Origin of the sequence: Variovorax sp. M-6 (assembly GCF_052114385.1) — a bacterium.
Lineage (GTDB): Bacteria > Pseudomonadota > Gammaproteobacteria > Burkholderiales > Burkholderiaceae_C > Variovorax.
In genome coordinates this window covers 120,979-135,877 of sequence record NZ_JBFREQ010000003.1, presented here as the reverse complement: position 1 = coordinate 135,877, position 14,899 = coordinate 120,979, and the positions used below count along the sequence as shown (strand labels likewise).

The 14,899-nt window shown below is 68.3% G+C and carries 15 protein-coding genes; 7 read left to right on the top strand and 8 right to left on the bottom strand.

Annotated features, from left to right (window positions below; translation table 11 throughout):
• Window positions 1–38: 38 nt before the first annotated feature.
• The 6 genes from AB4Z46_RS04915 to AB4Z46_RS04890 all read left to right on the top strand — a co-directional run bounded on the left by AB4Z46_RS04915 (window position 39) and on the right by AB4Z46_RS04890 (window position 5,037).
• Window positions 39–644 (top strand): RNA polymerase sigma factor, encoded by a 606-nt coding sequence (locus AB4Z46_RS04915; protein ID WP_442282357.1) that lies wholly within the window; start codon window positions 39–41, stop codon window positions 642–644.
• Complete coding sequence (locus AB4Z46_RS04910; protein ID WP_442282356.1) at window positions 641–1,303, top strand: zf-HC2 domain-containing protein; 663 nt, start codon at window positions 641–643, stop codon at window positions 1,301–1,303. The genes AB4Z46_RS04915 and AB4Z46_RS04910 overlap by 4 nt, the downstream gene beginning before the upstream one ends.
• Window positions 1,300–2,541, top strand: coding sequence for a S8 family peptidase (locus AB4Z46_RS04905; protein WP_442282355.1), 1,242 nt, complete (start codon window positions 1,300–1,302; stop codon window positions 2,539–2,541). The genes AB4Z46_RS04910 and AB4Z46_RS04905 overlap by 4 nt, the downstream gene beginning before the upstream one ends.
• A gap of 1 nt (window position 2,542) precedes the next feature.
• Window positions 2,543–3,238, top strand: a complete 696-nt coding sequence (locus tag AB4Z46_RS04900) for a TorF family putative porin (RefSeq protein WP_442282354.1) — start codon at window positions 2,543–2,545, stop codon at window positions 3,236–3,238.
• A gap of 167 nt (window positions 3,239–3,405) precedes the next feature.
• Window positions 3,406–4,476, top strand: a complete 1,071-nt coding sequence (locus AB4Z46_RS04895) for a TIGR03118 family protein (RefSeq protein ID WP_442282353.1) — start codon at window positions 3,406–3,408, stop codon at window positions 4,474–4,476.
• Between the two features lie 27 nt (window positions 4,477–4,503).
• Window positions 4,504–5,037: a tetratricopeptide repeat protein gene (locus tag AB4Z46_RS04890; protein ID WP_442282352.1), complete on the top strand. Its 534-nt coding sequence runs from the start codon at window positions 4,504–4,506 to the stop codon at window positions 5,035–5,037.
• Window positions 5,038–5,224: 187 nt separating this feature from the next.
• Here the strand turns inward: AB4Z46_RS04890 and AB4Z46_RS04885 are convergent, their stop codons facing one another.
• The 4 genes from AB4Z46_RS04885 to AB4Z46_RS04870 are packed head-to-tail and all read right to left on the bottom strand — an operon-like array spanning window position 5,225 to window position 9,321.
• On the bottom strand, window positions 5,225–5,857 hold the full coding sequence (locus AB4Z46_RS04885) for a DUF2894 domain-containing protein (RefSeq protein ID WP_442282351.1): 633 nt from the start codon (window positions 5,855–5,857) through the stop codon (window positions 5,225–5,227).
• Between the two features lie 43 nt (window positions 5,858–5,900).
• A complete protein-coding gene (locus AB4Z46_RS04880; RefSeq protein WP_442282350.1) occupies window positions 5,901–6,548 on the bottom strand; it encodes an OmpA family protein in 648 nt (215 codons plus the stop codon).
• The gene (locus AB4Z46_RS04875; RefSeq protein ID WP_442282349.1) at window positions 6,548–8,638 is read right to left on the bottom strand and encodes a DUF802 domain-containing protein; all 2,091 of its coding nucleotides are present in this window, start codon (window positions 8,636–8,638) and stop codon (window positions 6,548–6,550) included. The genes AB4Z46_RS04880 and AB4Z46_RS04875 overlap by 1 nt, the downstream gene beginning before the upstream one ends.
• Entirely contained in the window at window positions 8,635–9,321 is a 687-nt protein-coding gene (locus AB4Z46_RS04870; protein ID WP_442282538.1) for a DUF3348 domain-containing protein, read from the bottom strand. Before AB4Z46_RS04870 ends, AB4Z46_RS04875 begins: the two co-directional genes overlap by 4 nt.
• A gap of 163 nt (window positions 9,322–9,484) precedes the next feature.
• Here AB4Z46_RS04870 and AB4Z46_RS04865 point away from each other — a divergent pair, with 163 nt between their 5' ends.
• Window positions 9,485–10,120: an FABP family protein gene (locus AB4Z46_RS04865; protein WP_442282348.1), complete on the top strand. Its 636-nt coding sequence runs from the start codon at window positions 9,485–9,487 to the stop codon at window positions 10,118–10,120.
• Window positions 10,121–10,138: 18 nt separating this feature from the next.
• Here AB4Z46_RS04865 and AB4Z46_RS04860 read toward each other — a convergent pair whose 3' ends face one another.
• The 4 genes from AB4Z46_RS04860 to AB4Z46_RS04845 are packed head-to-tail and all read right to left on the bottom strand — an operon-like array spanning window position 10,139 to window position 14,890.
• Window positions 10,139–11,017: a sugar phosphate isomerase/epimerase family protein gene (locus AB4Z46_RS04860; RefSeq protein ID WP_442282347.1), complete on the bottom strand. Its 879-nt coding sequence runs from the start codon at window positions 11,015–11,017 to the stop codon at window positions 10,139–10,141.
• 7 nt (window positions 11,018–11,024) lie between these two features.
• Complete coding sequence (locus tag AB4Z46_RS04855) at window positions 11,025–12,212, bottom strand: dihydrodipicolinate synthase family protein (protein ID WP_442282346.1); 1,188 nt, start codon at window positions 12,210–12,212, stop codon at window positions 11,025–11,027.
• Window positions 12,213–12,220: 8 nt separating this feature from the next.
• A complete protein-coding gene (locus tag AB4Z46_RS04850; protein ID WP_442282345.1) occupies window positions 12,221–13,396 on the bottom strand; it encodes a Gfo/Idh/MocA family protein in 1,176 nt (391 codons plus the stop codon).
• Between the two features lie 45 nt (window positions 13,397–13,441).
• On the bottom strand, window positions 13,442–14,890 hold the full coding sequence (locus AB4Z46_RS04845) for an enolase C-terminal domain-like protein (RefSeq protein ID WP_442282344.1): 1,449 nt from the start codon (window positions 14,888–14,890) through the stop codon (window positions 13,442–13,444).
• Window positions 14,891–14,899 lie beyond the last annotated feature (9 nt).

Here is a 14,899-nt window from a genome sequence, read left to right as displayed (position 1 = left end):
GAGTAGAGTCTCTGAACGCCTCACATCACGAGCCTTCCATGCCGAGCATGCCCCGCGACGCCGTTCGGACTCAGGACGAGGGGTCGCCGTTGGCCGAACGCGCCGAGGCGCGTCTGGTCGGCCGAACCGCGGACGGCGAGTCGAAAGCGTTCGAGCAGCTGTACCGCGTCTACCATCCGCGTCTCACGCGTTTCCTGGGCCGCGTGACCAGGCGGCCCGGTCTCGTCGGAGAACTGCTCAACGACACGATGCTGGTCGTCTGGAACCGGGCCGGAACCTACAACGGCCACTGCAAGGTCTCTACCTGGATCTTCGCGATCGCCTACCGCAAGGCCATCCAGGCACTGAGCCGCCTGGACGAGCCCGTGCAGGACGAGCGCGACATCGATCATCCTGCGCCCCTGGAGGCCGGTCCTGAGTACCATGCCGCGCAGTCGCAAACGCGCGCGGTGCTGGCACAAGCCCTGGACTGCCTCTCGCTCGAGCAGCGTGCGGTGGTCCATCTCACCTATTTCCACGGCATCGGCTGCCGCGAGATCGGCGAGATCATCGGCTGTCCGGTCGACACCGTGAAGACGCGCATGTTCCACGCACGGCGCAGGCTGAAGACATTGCTGTCCGGCCGGCTGGAGGACTGGCTGTGAGCGGGCGGGTGGTACACCTCGGCACCGACTTGCATCAGAAGGTGCAGGCGCTGCTGCCGTGGTATGTCGGCGCGAGCCTCGGTGCGGAAGATCGCCTCCGTGTCGAAGCCCACATCGCCGAGTGCCCGCGCTGCCAGGCCGAGTTGGCTTGGGAACGAAGGTTCCAGGCCACCTATGCGGACATCGACGCCCCGGGGGGTGATGTCGACCAGGAGTTCGCGCTGTTGCGCGAGCGCATCGCCGGCGCCGCTGTGCAGCGGCGCCGCGTCGGGTTCCTGGCGCGGCTGAAGGATCGCTGGCGCGAAGGCCCGGCGTGGACTCGCTGGGCATTGGCGGCGCAGTTCGCCGTGGTCGCGGCGCTGAGCGGCTTGCTGCTCCTGCCGCTGGCTCCCGAACAGCGCTTCCGGGCGCTCGGCGGCTCCGCGGCCACACCTGGCGACAGCGGCAACCTGATCGTGAGGTTCCGGCCCGAGGCCACCGAACAGGAAATGCGGCGTGTGCTGCGCGACAGCGAGGCCCGGCTGGTCTACGGACCGACCGTCACCGATGCCTATCTGCTGGCCGTGCCGGYCGGCTTCGAAACGGCGGCGGTGACGCGGCTGCGCAAGGAAAGCGCGGTGTTGCTCGTCGAACCGCTCGACGGCCGGGTCGTGCCATGAAGTTCCTTCTGGTCGCGTGGCTGCTTGCTCTCGCCGCGGTCCAGCCGCTCGCCTTCGCCGAGCCGGCCGATCAGGCGGCGGCATCGACTGCCGCCGGCCAACAGGTGCTGCTGTTGTTGCGTCTTCCGCCGGAACACTTTCGACCCGAAAGCGCCTATTCGGGCGGCTATGGCGACGGCCCCGCCCATGGCGCGCGGCGCCGCGTGGCTGCTGCGCTGGCACGCGAACACGGGTTGACGCTGGTCAACGACTGGGCGATGCCGCTGCTGGGTGTGGACTGCTTCGTGTTGACAGTGCCTGATGACCAACTGCCCGAACAAGTGGCGCAGGCGTTGTCGCGCGACCCGCGCGTCGCCTGGGCCCAGACCATGAACGTCTACCGGGCGCGCGGCCACGACGACCCGCTGTACGCGCTGCAGCCGGCGGCGCAGGCCTGGCACCTGTCGGATCTGCACGAGACCTCCACCGGCCGAGACGTGCGCGTCGCCGTCGTCGACAGCGGAGTCGACGAGGACCACCCTGACCTTGTCGGTCAGGTGGCGTTGAAGCAGAACTTTGTCGTCGGCCGTCCCGACCTTCCGGAGCATCACGGTACCGCGGTCGCCGGCATCATCGCCGCGCGCGCCGACAACGGCGTCGGCATCGTGGGTGTGGCACCGAACGCCCGCCTGCTGGCGCTGCGCGCCTGCTGGCAAGAGAACAGCCAAGCGACCCTGTGCACGAGCCTGAGCCTTGCCATGGCACTGCACTTCGCCATTTCGCATCAGGCGGACATCATCAACCTGAGCCTCAGCGGCCCGCCCGATCGCTTGCTGGACAGGCTGCTGGACGTGGCCCTGACGCGCCGCATCAGCGTCGTCGGCGCCGTCGACCGAAGCCTGCCGGACGGCGGATTTCCGGCCTCGCACGCCGGCGTCGTGGCCGTCGCCGACGACACCGGCGGTCCGGACTTCCTGGGAGCCCTGGTCGCGCCGGGGCGAGATGTGCCGACCACGCTGCCCGGCGCCCGCTGGGACCTCGTATCGGGCTCGTCCTTTGCCGCAGCCCATGTGGCGGGGCTGTTCGCCTTGATGCGCGAGCGGTCACCGGCGCACGCGGTGCCGCCCTCCATGGCCAGCGTCGTGTATTTTCCCGGCGGAGGAATCGACGCTTGTGCCACACTGACACGCGTCGCAGGCTCTGGTGCCTGCGTCCGCACCGTGACGCGCTCCACGACACCCCTCAACGTTCGTCAGTGACATGCCGACCGCCGGTCTGCATGCCGCGCTCTGCACCTCGCTATGCCTTGCCTGCGGCGTCGCCTTCGCACAAACCGGCGGCAACGTTGCGTTCTTTTCTGACTATCGCTACCGCGGCGTTTCCCTCAGCGACGAGCGGCCGACGCTGAGTCTGAGCGTCGCGCACGACGATCCGAACGGCTGGTTCGGCGGCGCATCGCTCACGGGCGTGACGCTGGGGCCAGAACTCCGGCGACAGCTGCAGGTGCTCGGCTACGCCGGGTATGCGGGCCGGCTTTCGGATCGCCTCGGCTGGGAAGCGGGTGCCACCGCCGTTCATTACGGCGCCGACTCGCGGTACGACTATGCAGAGGGGTTCGCGGGCCTGAGTGGCGAACGGTGGAACATGCGGCTGCTCTACGCGCCCGACTATTTCGGCAGCGGCGCACGCACTGCCTATGGCGAGTTCAACGCCGGGCTGCCGCTCTCGCCACTGACGCGCGCGACCGCCCACTTGGGCGCCCTGATGCGGGTCGGCGGGGCTTCCGCAGAAGGCGGGCGCCTGACCCTCGATGGGAGCCTGGGGCTGGCCGTCGCGCGCGACGCATGGGAAGTGCGACTCGACTGGGTCGCCGGCGGTCGCAGTGCGGTCTATCCGACCGCCTATGGGCGCGCGGCCAATGGCGCGCTGGTGCTCAGCGCGTCGCTGGCCTTCTGAATCGCCGGCGAATGAACCTTTTGGTCTCGGCGCGGAATACACCGTACCCAGCTCGAAAGGAGTCGCAAATGAGTGCCTATCGCTTGAAGTTGTACGGGCTCGCTTGTGCGAGTGCGTTGGTGTTGGCCGCCTGCGGCGGTGGAGGAAGCTCCGTCGGCGCATCTCCGATGGGCGTCAGCACCGGCACCGGTACGGGCGCCGGTATGGGCGCCGGTATGAGCCCCGCCACCGGCATGAGCTACGTCGCAACCAACCTCGTTTCCGACCTCTCCGGCGTGAACAATCCGTACGGCACCGCCAGCACGGATCCGCATCTGGTCAAGGGACGGGGCGTGGCCTTCAACCCGACGGGATTCGCCTGGGTGACGAGCAACGGGACCTCGACCTCGACGCTCTACGACGGCAACGGCACGCCGCAATCGCTGGTCGTGGCGATTCCGCCCGGCGCCGCCGGCAGCGCCGCGCCGACGGGCATCGTATTCAATGGCCACCAGGACTTCATGGTCACGCTGAACGGCATGTCCGGTGCCAGTGCCTTCATCTTCGCTGGCGAAGCAGGCACCTTGTCGGGCTGGTCGCCCACGGTGGACATGACCCATGCCGTCATGGTCTTCGATGGCGGCAGCGCGGGTACGGTCTACAAGGGCCTGGCGCTCGCCAGCACAGGCACGTCGGACCTGCTGTACGCGGCTGATTTTCGCCACGCGAACGTCGACGTGTTCGACGCGAATTTCACGAAGGTCGACGTTGCGGGCGGCTTCATCGATCAGGCATTGCCGGCCGGCTACGCGCCATTCGGGCTCCAGGCGATCGGCGGCCTGATCTATGTCAGTTACGCCAGGCAGGACACGTCGGCGCGCAACGAGGTCGCAGGCGCCGGCCTGGGCGCCGTCGACGCCTTCGACACCGCGGGACACCTCGTCAAACGGCTCGTTCCGGTCGGCGGTGCGCTCAATGCGCCGTGGGGCATGGCCATGGCGCCGGCCAACTTCGGTGCCTTCAGCAACGCATTGCTGGTCGCCAATGTCGGGGACGGGAAGATCCACGCGTTCAACCCGGCGACTGGCGCACTGATGGGCACGCTCTCCATGATGGACGGCAATCCGATCGTGATCGATGGCTTGCGCGGCATCGCGTTCGGCAATGGGATCGACAACCAACCTGCCAACACGCTGTTCTTTGCCGCGGGGCCCGGTGGAGGAGCTCATGGTGTCTACGGTCGCATCGACAGCCGCTGAAACTTTGTCCGTGAAGGAGAAATCACCATGAAACGCGCAGTTGTTGCATTCATTTCAGCCATGTCGCTGGCCGTCAGTCTGTCTGCCCTGGCCGCTGGTGGCGGTGGCGGTGGCGGTGGCGGTGGAGGCGGAGGCGGAGGCGGAGGTGGAGGTGGCGGACCTGGAATGGGCGAACTGGCAAATCCAGATCCCGACTTCAGGGCGGGAATGGCCGCTGTCAGCAAGGAGGACTGGCCGCAAGTCCTGGCGCACATGACCGTCTACACCCTGCGCAGTCCCGGCGACGCCGACGCCTGGAACGAGCTCGGCCACGCGCACCGCAAACTGGGCAACATGGAGGCCGCACTGAGCGACTATGACAGGGCGCTGAGGATCAATCCGAAGCACAGGGGCGCGCACGAGTATCTCGGCGAGGCCTACCTGCAGATGGGCGATCTCGGGCGGGCCGAGCAGGAGTTGAAGGCACTCGATTCGCTCTGCTTTTTCCCGTGCGAACAGTACACCGACCTGAAATCGGAAATCGCGAAGTACCGGAGCCAACACGCGAAGACGGGACCGTGACGCGCGAGAACGCGATGAGGCCGTGCGCCGCCGCTTCACTGCTTGCGCGAGTCGGACCGTGCTGCTTTCGGAGGCACCCTGTTGCAGGCCACGCCAGGCAACGATTTCGCTCGAAGCCAGCACGGTTTTCCACAACATTCTCCACAGCGGCAGGGGAGAACTTCCTGCCCGGACGCTCGTCCCGGCATCAGCCGGATCTGCCGCGAGCGGCCTTCCTGTGGCTCTCGGCGCGCGGTGCGTCCGTTCCGGCCAAGGCACTGCCGCCATTCACCTGGTCGAGCCACAGCAAGGCGTCGACATAGGACATGAACCGGTTGAGGTATTCCGGCGACAGGTCGCGCATCAGCGTGAGCGAGCGATGCACGAGATGGTGCGAGTTGAGGGGGCCGGCGTTTTGCGGCATCTTCGCGAGCGACTGCGTCAGCCGTCGATCGGCGCTGAGCTTCGACCAGGTGCTTCTGAAGTACCTGAGCGTCTTCAGTTCGGCCGGGGCGGAGAGACTGGCCACAGTGTCGCGTGCCGCCGTGCCGTCCCCGTGGGACGACGGGTGCCGGGCGACGTGGTCGACGAGCTCCGCGAGCGGCCCGCGACGGGAGGGGCCTTGCGCTCTCGTGGTGTCGCCGTCCGTGCTCCGGGCTCTTTCGAGATCCTCGCCATATGCCGCAAGCAGCCTGGCCAGCTTGTCGTCCAGGATGCGCCGCGCGTCGCCATGGTGGGCGGCCGCCCGTCGGGCCAGCGCTTCGATGAAGCGAAGGCGGACGGGATCGAAACGATGGTCGCCGCGCTTGCGCCATGCATCGATGATGGCGCCCGGGTCCATGCTTCGGACCATGGACGCCGCGCCGGTTCCGCCTGCCTCGTCGCTACTCACGGGGCAACATGCTTGCGTTCGAGGGCCGCGGCGTGGGTGCCATTTCGACTCGCCGGTTCTTCGATCGTCCGTCGGCGTCGGCATTCGACGCCACCGCCTGTTCGGAACCGAACGCTGCGGCAAAGACAGAGGCCGATGGGACGCCTTCCTCGATCAGCGTCCGGGTCACCGTCAGGGCCCGCTGGGCCGACAGCTCCCAGTTGTCGGCGAACCGGCGGTTGCCGTCACGCACCTGCCGATCGTCGGTGAAGCCGCTCACCATCAGGATCTCGTTGCGGGCCTGCAGGTAGGCGGCCAGCGGTGCGGTCAGGCTCTTCAACAGTTGCCGGCCGTCGGGCTGCAACTCCGCGGAGTTGACGGAAAACAGCACGCTGCCGCTGATGCCGATGCGCCCGTTGTTCAACGTCACCCGGCCCGCCGCCAGGGGCCCGGCCAGGGCTTTCTCGAGCGCCTGCAGCCGCTGCGCTTCCACCTGCCGCTGCTTGACCTCGGCTTCCAGCTTGGTCGCGAGTTCCAATTGCATGCCGAGCACGCACACCAGGATCAGCACGAAAGCCCCCAGCAGCCCCGACATCAGGTCGCCGAAGACGGCCCATACCGGCACTGTCGGCTCCAGGCCGGCGTCCATGTCCTCGGTCATCACGCTTCGCTGCCCACGGCCGCACGACTGCTCGCCAGCTGCTGCAGATCCTCGACGATCTGCTTCTGCGACATGATGCTCAGGTCGATGACTTCTCTGGCCTGCGTCACGTAGTAGTCCAGTTGCTCGTCGCTGCGTGCGATGGACTTGCCGAGCGCGCCTTCGATGCGCTGCAGATGGGTCACCAGCTTGTCGTTCGATTGACTGAACAGCTGCACCCCGAAGCCGAATGCTTCGCCCAGGCTCGCCACCTCGACGGCGCTGCCGGTGATCTGTGCGGCGACCTCGGCCATCTTCCCGGACTCCTCGTCGACCTTCTCCGTGAAGCGCGCGCCCACACGGTCCAGCAGATCCGCCGACGCAGCGACCAGAGCGTCGATCGCGGCGCGCTGTTCGGTGGAGGCATGGTTCACGGCGCCGAGCAGGGTCTCCAGCGTTTCCAGGATGCGGCTGCGCTCCTCCAGCATCGCGTTGTCGCGGGCCATGCTGTCGGACAGCTTCTGGCGCAGTTCGGCGATCACTTCGGCCGCGGCGCGCGGGGCTTCCGAGGCGGCTTGCATGAGCTGGGCAATTTCGGCGATCGTATTCTTCGCGTGCGCTTGCGCTTGGGCGGAAATGTCGGTGGCGGTCTCCGCCAGCGTCCGGCAGATCTGCTGCTGCTGGCTCTCGCTGCGCGCGCCCGCTTGCTGCCATTCCTGCTGTAGCGACACGGCCATCGTCTCGAGCGCCTGGGTCCAGGCCGCCAGCCGTTGCTGGTCTTGCGACGCCATCTCCGTCTGCAGGTCCGCATGCGCCTGGTCCACCGTGCGCAGCAGCGAAGCCGCGTGCTGCTCGAAGGTCGCCGCCGCCGCCGCCAAGGCGCCCTGCGTGTCCCTCGACAGGTTCTCGCCGACACGCTCCTGCTGCGCCAGGGCGCTGCGCCAGGTGTCCGACACGCTGTCGACCGTGGTGTCCAGCCGGGCGGAGACGCCCTCGATCAGCGATGCCGAGCGTTGCTCGAAGGTTTCGGCGAAGTGGTCGAGCGTGGTGCGCAGGTCCTTGGATTGCGCCTCGCTCGCGCGTTGGTGCCCGGCGAGCGCGGTCTTCCAGAGCTCCGCCACGGTGGTGGTGGTCGCCTCGAAGCGGGTCGACAGCCCGTCCAGCTGCCGCTGCACGCTGTGCTCGACGGTGTCGTGCAACGAGGCCGCCTCGCGCGCGATCCCGGCCATGGTGGCTTCGACCACCGGCCGGATCGTCGCGCCCGCAGCGCGGGCACTCTCGGTCAGGCTTTCCTGCAAGGATCGGCCGACGGAAGAGGCCAGGCCCGCATACGCGGCCTCGGCCTTGCTGTGGAAGCTGTCCTGGCCGGAGATCAGGCGCTCGTTCAGCGCCTGGCTCTGCCGTTCCATCATCGCCATCATGGTCTGCAGCCGATCGACCAGTTCGGGCATCGCCTGGCCCTGCCGCTGCAGCAGCTTGAAGGACTCCTCGCGCTGATGGGCCAGCGAGAACACACGCAGGGTGGTCGCGATCCGCGTGTCGAGCAGTTGCGCGGTCTGCAGCCTGTCGCGCCGGCACAAGGCGGAGACCAGGCCCAGCATCGCGGACGCGGCCACGCCCGCGAGCGAGGTGCCGAACGCCAGCCCCAGGCCCTTGACCGGGGCGGCCAGGGAGGAGCGGATGGCCTGCAGGTCGGACGCGCTGTCCAGTGCCGTGCCGGTGCCGTTCAGGGTGACCACCATGCCGAGGAAGGTGCCCAGCATCCCCAGCAGCACCAGCAGCCCGGTCAGGTACGGCGTCAGGGCGGGGCCGGGCAAGCCGACGCGCTCGCCCTCGATGCGCAGGCGCACCGCGTTCTGCAGGGAAGGATGCAACTGGTCGAGCCAGTGGCCCAGGCTCGCGGGGGGATTGGACATGTCCGCCACGGCGCTGGCCAAGGTGGAGGTGGCCTGGTGGAAGCGGTGCAGTTCCAGCGCGCCCATCAGGTAGAAGGCGCCGATGAGCAGCGTGATCGCCAGTGCCAGCGGGTTGGTGCCGATGTAGCCGACGCCGACCCAGCACACGGCGGCCAGGCCCACGAAGAATGCGGCGTGATGAAGAAATCTGGTCATGGAGGTTTGGGTTGGCTCGAGCGAAGGGCTTCGAGCAGTCCTTCGAGCGGTTGAAATCGAAGATCCAGTTCGGCGAGCAGCACGCCCTGCATGTCCTTGCCGAAGACGTCCAGCCACTTTCCGGGCTGGCGTTCCGCGTCGGCCTCGTCCGGCGGCGTCGCCTGGTCGGCCCGGCGCAGGCGCGTGAAGTGCTTCTCGAGCAGCGCGGGCACGGTGGCCAGCAGGCGCTGCTCGTGCGCACCCAGCACCTGCTCCATGACCGCATCGACCGCGGCAAGCCGGGCCATGGCAGGCGATCCGGCGGCCAGCCTCGAACGCAGACGACCGCGCAAGGGGCCGATGCTCGCCTCCATCGCCTGTTGCCTGGCGAGGTAGCGCCGACGGTAGGGCGCGAAGTCGGTTGTCGTGTCCATGGGGGTGGCGATGGCATTCACCAGCGCGGTTCGCACGCGCTTGCATTCGCCTTCTTCGGCGCTTCCGGAAGCCCGTGCGCCAGGTGGCGGAGTCGACGGACTGCCATCCAACGCCGCGGACAGCGAGATGGCGTCGGTCCAACTGAGCCAATGACTCAATCGATCCGCGAAAGACTGTTTGGATTCGGGGGCGTCGGTGTCGGCCAGCCGAGCGAGCAAGCGAATGAGCGCCGAGCCGGTGAGACCTGTGCGCCGTGACACTTGCACCATACTGGGAAAACCGCGCATTTTACACCGGCCACTTCCCGGCACGACCTGGCCCGTCGCCTCGGCTGGATGTGGGGTGACGGGACGTAGACTTGGGCTCGATGACGGGCCGGAGTCGGCCCAGGACCCATCGAACGACCTCGACACAGCTCTCCCGGACCCCACCATGCCCACGTTCCCCGACGACATCTACACCGAGCCTTCCAACCTGGATGGCGCAACCCTCGACAACCTCGGCCCGCTGCGCAGGATGGCGGGCCTGTGGCGCGGCGAGAAAGGCGTGGATGTCAAGCCCAAGGCGCAGGGCCCGAAGACGCAGGTCTACGTGGAGCACTACGAGCTGCAGCCGATCGATCCGCAGACCAACGGCCCGCAGGTGCTCTATGGCCTGCGCTATCACACCTTCATCCACAAGCCCGGCCTGACCAAGATGTATCACGACCAGGTCGGCTACTGGTTGTGGGAGCCCGCCACCGGTACCGTCATGCAGACACTGGCGATTCCCCGAGGGCAGATCGCGATGGCAAGCGGCAAGGCAAGCGCAGACGCGGACCGCTTCGAACTGACGGCCACGCGCGGGAGTCTGGTGAACGGCATCGTGTCCAACCCCTTCATCGAGCATGCCTTCACCACGCTGGAGTGGCGTATCGAGGTCGCGTTCAATGCCGACGGAACCTGGTCCTACGAACAGGACACCGTGATGCAGATCCAGGGGCTGGCCGAACCCTTCCATCACACCGACCGCAACACGCTCACGAAGGTCGGCGAGCCGTCGCCGAATCCGTTGGCGATGCGGGAATGAGGCTCGCGAGGGGGAAGGTCAGACCGCGCTGCGGTGCCGCTCGATGCAGATCTCCAGCGTCTGCTCGCCGGAGCGCTGCCACCAGTCCAGCGTCGAGAAGATCTCGACCTCGCTGAAGCCTGCGAAGCCCGCCGCCTCGACCCAGCCGCGGATCTTCTTGAGCTCGACGACGCCGTCGCCCATCATTCCGCGGTCGGACAGCAGGTCGCGTGTGGGTGTCAGCCAGTCGCAGACGTGGTAGGCCAGCAGACGCTCCTTGCCGGCGCGCGCGATCTGTTGTTCCAGCTTCGGGTCCCACCAGACGTGATAGACGTCGAGCGCGACACCCAGCATGCCCGAGCGTTGCGCGTCGAGTTCGTCGCAGAGATCCAGGGCGTGCTCCAGCGTGTTGATGCACGCGCGGTCGGCGGCCTGCATCGGATGCAGGGGCTCGATGGCCAGCGGCATGCCGACCTGGCGCGCGTAGGCCAGCGAAGCGGCGATGCCGTCGCGCACTTCGGCGCGCGCTCGGCCGAGGTCCTTGTAGGCGGCCTTGCCGTCGAGCGCACCGGGCAGGGCGCCGACCACCAGCACCAGGCAAGGCGCCCCGAGTGTCTTCGCCTCATCGATGGCGCGGCGGTTGTCGTCGAGCGCGGCCCGAAGACCGGGCGCGTCGGGTGCCGGGAAGAAGCCGCCGCGGCAATAGCCCGAGAGCACGATGCCGCGCGCCTTCAGCTGCTTCGCGATCTTGTCGAGGCCGACGCCGGCGACCTGGTCGCGCCAAGGACTGATGGCGCGGATGCCGAGCGCGGCGCACTGGTCGATGATGCGGTCGAGCGGGACCTCGGCGCCGCGCTGCTTGCGGATCGTCGCGGTGTTGATCGACAGCCAGTCGTGGTCCTGGGAAAAGTCTCGCATCGCCCGCTCAATCCTCGACGCCATGCAGCGCCAGCAGCGTCTTCATCCGCCGCACCGCGAGCTCGGGCTGCTCCAGCAGGTTGGCCGCATCGGCCAGCCGGAACAGCTCGGCGAAATGCTGCAGCGAGCGCGTGCTCTGCTGGCCGCCGACCATCGTGAAGTGGCGCTGGTGGCCGTTGAGCCAGGCCATGAAGACCACGCCGGTCTTGTAGAAGCGTGTCGGCGCCGCAAAGATGTGGCGCGACAGCGGCACCGTGGGGCCCAGGATCGCGTGGAACTTTTCGACGTTGCCGCGGGCGAGCTCGCCCAGCGCCGCACTCGCGGCCGGTGCGATGGCGTCGAAGATGCCCAGCAGCGCATCGCTGCGGCCATGCATCGGATCGCTGCCGTGGCCGTCGCCCGCGATCAGCTCGGCGTAGTTGAAATCGTCGCCGGTGTACATCCGCACGCCCGGCGGCAGCCGGCGGCGCATCGCGATCTCCTTGTCCTTGTCGAGCAGGGAAATCTTGATGCCGTCGACCTTGTCCGGGTGGGCCGCGATGATGCCGAGCGCCGTGTCCATCGCGCGGTCGACGTCGGCCGTGCCCCAGTACCCGGCCAGCGCCGGGTCGAACATGTCGCCGAGCCAGTGCAGCACCACCGGCTGCTTCGCCTGGCTCAGGATGCGGTCGTACACGCGCTCGTAGTCGCCGGGGCTCTTCGCGACCCGGGCCAGCGCCCGGCTCGCCATCACGATCAGCTTGCCGTCGAGCGCCTCGATCGCGGCCATCTGCTCCTCGTAGCCGCGGATCACGTCGTCGACGTTCTTCACGCCATCGAGGTCCAGGTGATCGGTGCCGCAGCCCGAGGCGACCCGCGCACCCGGCACCTCCTTCGCCGCCTCGAGCGAACGGCGGATCAGTTCGAGCGAGGTCGGCCAGTCGAGGCCCATGCCGCGCTGCGCCGTGTCCATGGCCTCGGCCACGCCCAGGCCCAGCGACCACAGGTGGCGGCGATAGCCGATGGTGGCGTCCCAGTCGACCGCGCATTGCAGCCAGGGGTCGACCGCGGCCAGCGGGTCGGCCACGACGTGCGCCGCCGAGTAGGCGATGCGGTTGAACTGGATGCCCGCAGCCGGCTCGACCGGTGCGCGGCCGCGCAGCGCGTACGGCGCGAGCGCGCCGCCGGCGACGGGGAGGGTGAGGGAAAGGGCCATCGAATGCCTCAGATCGTCAGCGCTGGCACGTCGACCCAACGCCGGTCCTTCCAGCTTTCCAGGGCGCGCTCGACCAGTTGCACGCCCTTGGCGCCCTCGGGCAGCGTCCACTTGTACGGCGCGTTCTCGACCACATGGCGGATGAAGTGCTCCCACTGGATCTTGAAGCCGTTGTCGTAGACCTGCGAGTCGGGGATCTCCTGCCACTGGTCGAAGAAGTTGATGGTCTGCTTCTCGTCCGGGTTCCAGACCGGACGCGGCGTCGCCACCCGCGATTGCGCGCGGCACGACGACAGACCCGCGACCGCCGAGCCGTCGGTGCCGTCGACGTGGAAGGTCACGAGGTCGTCGCGGCGAACGCGCGTGACCCAGCTCATGTTGATCTGCGCGATCACCGGCTCGCCGTTGTGGCCCTTGAGTTCGCAGGTGGCGTAGGCGGCGTCGTCGGCCGTGGCCTCGTAGGGCTTGCCGGCTTCGTCCCAGCGCCTGGGGATGTGCGTGGTGCCCAGGCACGACACCGACTGCACTTCGCCGAACAGGTTGTCCAGCACGTAGCGCCAGTGGCACATCATGTCCAGGATCATGCCGCCGCCGTCTTCCTTGCGGTAGTTCCACGAGGGGCGCTGGGTCGGCTGCAGGTCGCCTTCGAACACCCAGTAGCCGAACTCGAGGCGCACCGACAGCATGCGGCCGAAGAAACCGGCGCGGCGCAGCATGTCGAGCTTGCGCAGGCCGGGCAGGAAGAGCTTGTCCTGCACCGCGCCGTGCTTCAGGCCCTGGGTTCGTCCAGCCTCTTCGGCGAGGCGGGCGATCTCGACCGCCTCGTTGAGATTGGTCGCGATCGGCTTCTCGCAATAGACGTGCTTGCCGGCGCGGATCGCCTTGGCCAGCAGCATCGGGCGCATCTGCGTGGTGCCGGCGTCGAAGAAGACGGTGTCGTCCTTGTTCTCCAGCGCGCGGTCGAGGTCGTTGCCCCAGCGCGCGATGCCGTGGGCCTTGGCCAGCGCCTCGATCTTGTCGGCGTTGCGGCCGATGAGGATCGGGTCGGGCATGACGGTATCGCCGTTCGAGAGCGTCACGCCGCCCTGGGCGCGGATCGCGACGATGGAGCGGATCAGGTGCTGGTTCGTGCCCATGCGTCCAGTGACGCCGTGCATGATGATTCCGAGTCGTTGTTGTGCCATGGGGTGGTTCTCCGCTGTGGATGGGGTTGAAGTGCCTGGCGGCGCCTACACGAGGATGGACGCCTGCGAGAGGGGTTGGAGGCTGTCGAAGTCCGGATCGGCGGCGTGTGCGAAGCCCGGCCGGGCGAGCGAGTCGATCGCCAGCAGGCCGCGGCGAATGGCGAGGCGGGGCCGACCGGCGCTGGTGTCGTAAAGATCGGGGTGCGCGGCGGCAAAGGCGGCTTGCTCCGCTGCCGGCGCATCGCCGAAACCATCGACATAGTGATGGCCATTGCGCTCGCAATGCCGCAGGCCCAGCAGCGAGGCCAGCGCGAGGTCCTGCTGCACCGCGAGGCCTGCCTGGCAGGTCAGGTCCTCCGCGGACATGAAGCAGCGGCCGGCAAGGCCGCCGCCGGAGAGATTCCATTGATCGCAGCGCGCGCGATTGATGACGGCCTTGTAGAGGCCCTTGCAGGCCTTGCTCGATACCCCCAGCCAGCCGTGGGTACGGCCCGTGGGAAACGCGTCGAGCGTGCCGTCCGCCTCGTCGAGCAGCAGCGGCGCGGGTGCATCGAGTTCGATGAGCGAGGCGTCCATGCTGGCATCGCGCGGCAGCGGCTGCTCCAGGTACAGCAGCGCCTGCGGCCGTGCGGCCAGCCGCGGCAGTGCGCGCAGGCCCTCGCACAACGCGCGCAGGGCATGCGCGTCGGCGTACTGCTCGTTGCCGTCGAGGGTGAACCGGTGGCCCGGCGCCACGGCGTCGAGCGTCGCCAGCACGGCATCGAGGCGCGCGAGGTCGACCTCGGGATCGCCGCCGAGCTTGATCTTGAAGAAGCGATGGCCGTAGCGGCGAACCACGGCGGGCAGGCTGGTCGGCAATCCGGTGGCGTCTTCGGTGTCGCCCTCGAGGGCATCGAGCATGCCGACGGTGTGGCGCGCATGCAGATTCGAGGCGGGGGAGAGGCCCTCGAGCCATGCGCGCCAGTTCCAGCCCCGCAGGTCCTGCGTCAGCGGCGTGTCATCCATGCCGACCAGATTGCACCGGAATGCGGCAGAGGCGGACAGCTGCGAGGCGCGGCAGAGTGCGTCCAGCACCGCGCGGTCCAGCACGGCCTGCCCGTAAGCGGCCGACAGGGCGGTCGCGCCGCGCGATGCGCCCAGTGCCATCAGGTCGACGTAGTGCCGCGCGAAAAGACCGAATGCCGTTGTCGACGCTCCGCCCATGTAGGCCGTCGATGCGGCCTCGACCGCGCGCTGCAGGTCGAGCACGTTGTCGGACTGGCTCGGGCCCACGCGCTTGTCGAACCAGCGCGGCACCATCATTTCCGCGGCCCAGCCCAGCGTCGTGCCGAGCGCGCCGCAATCCACCGTCGCCCTGACGAAGAGCTGCGGGCAGCGCGTGAGCGTGCTGGCGCCGAACTTGAAGGGCAGGCGCAGCTGCATGGGCCGCACGCCGCAGTCGATCGCGAGGACGCGTACGGGCGGCGCCGAGGCCGATGATTGAAAGGCAGGCAAGGTCAGGCG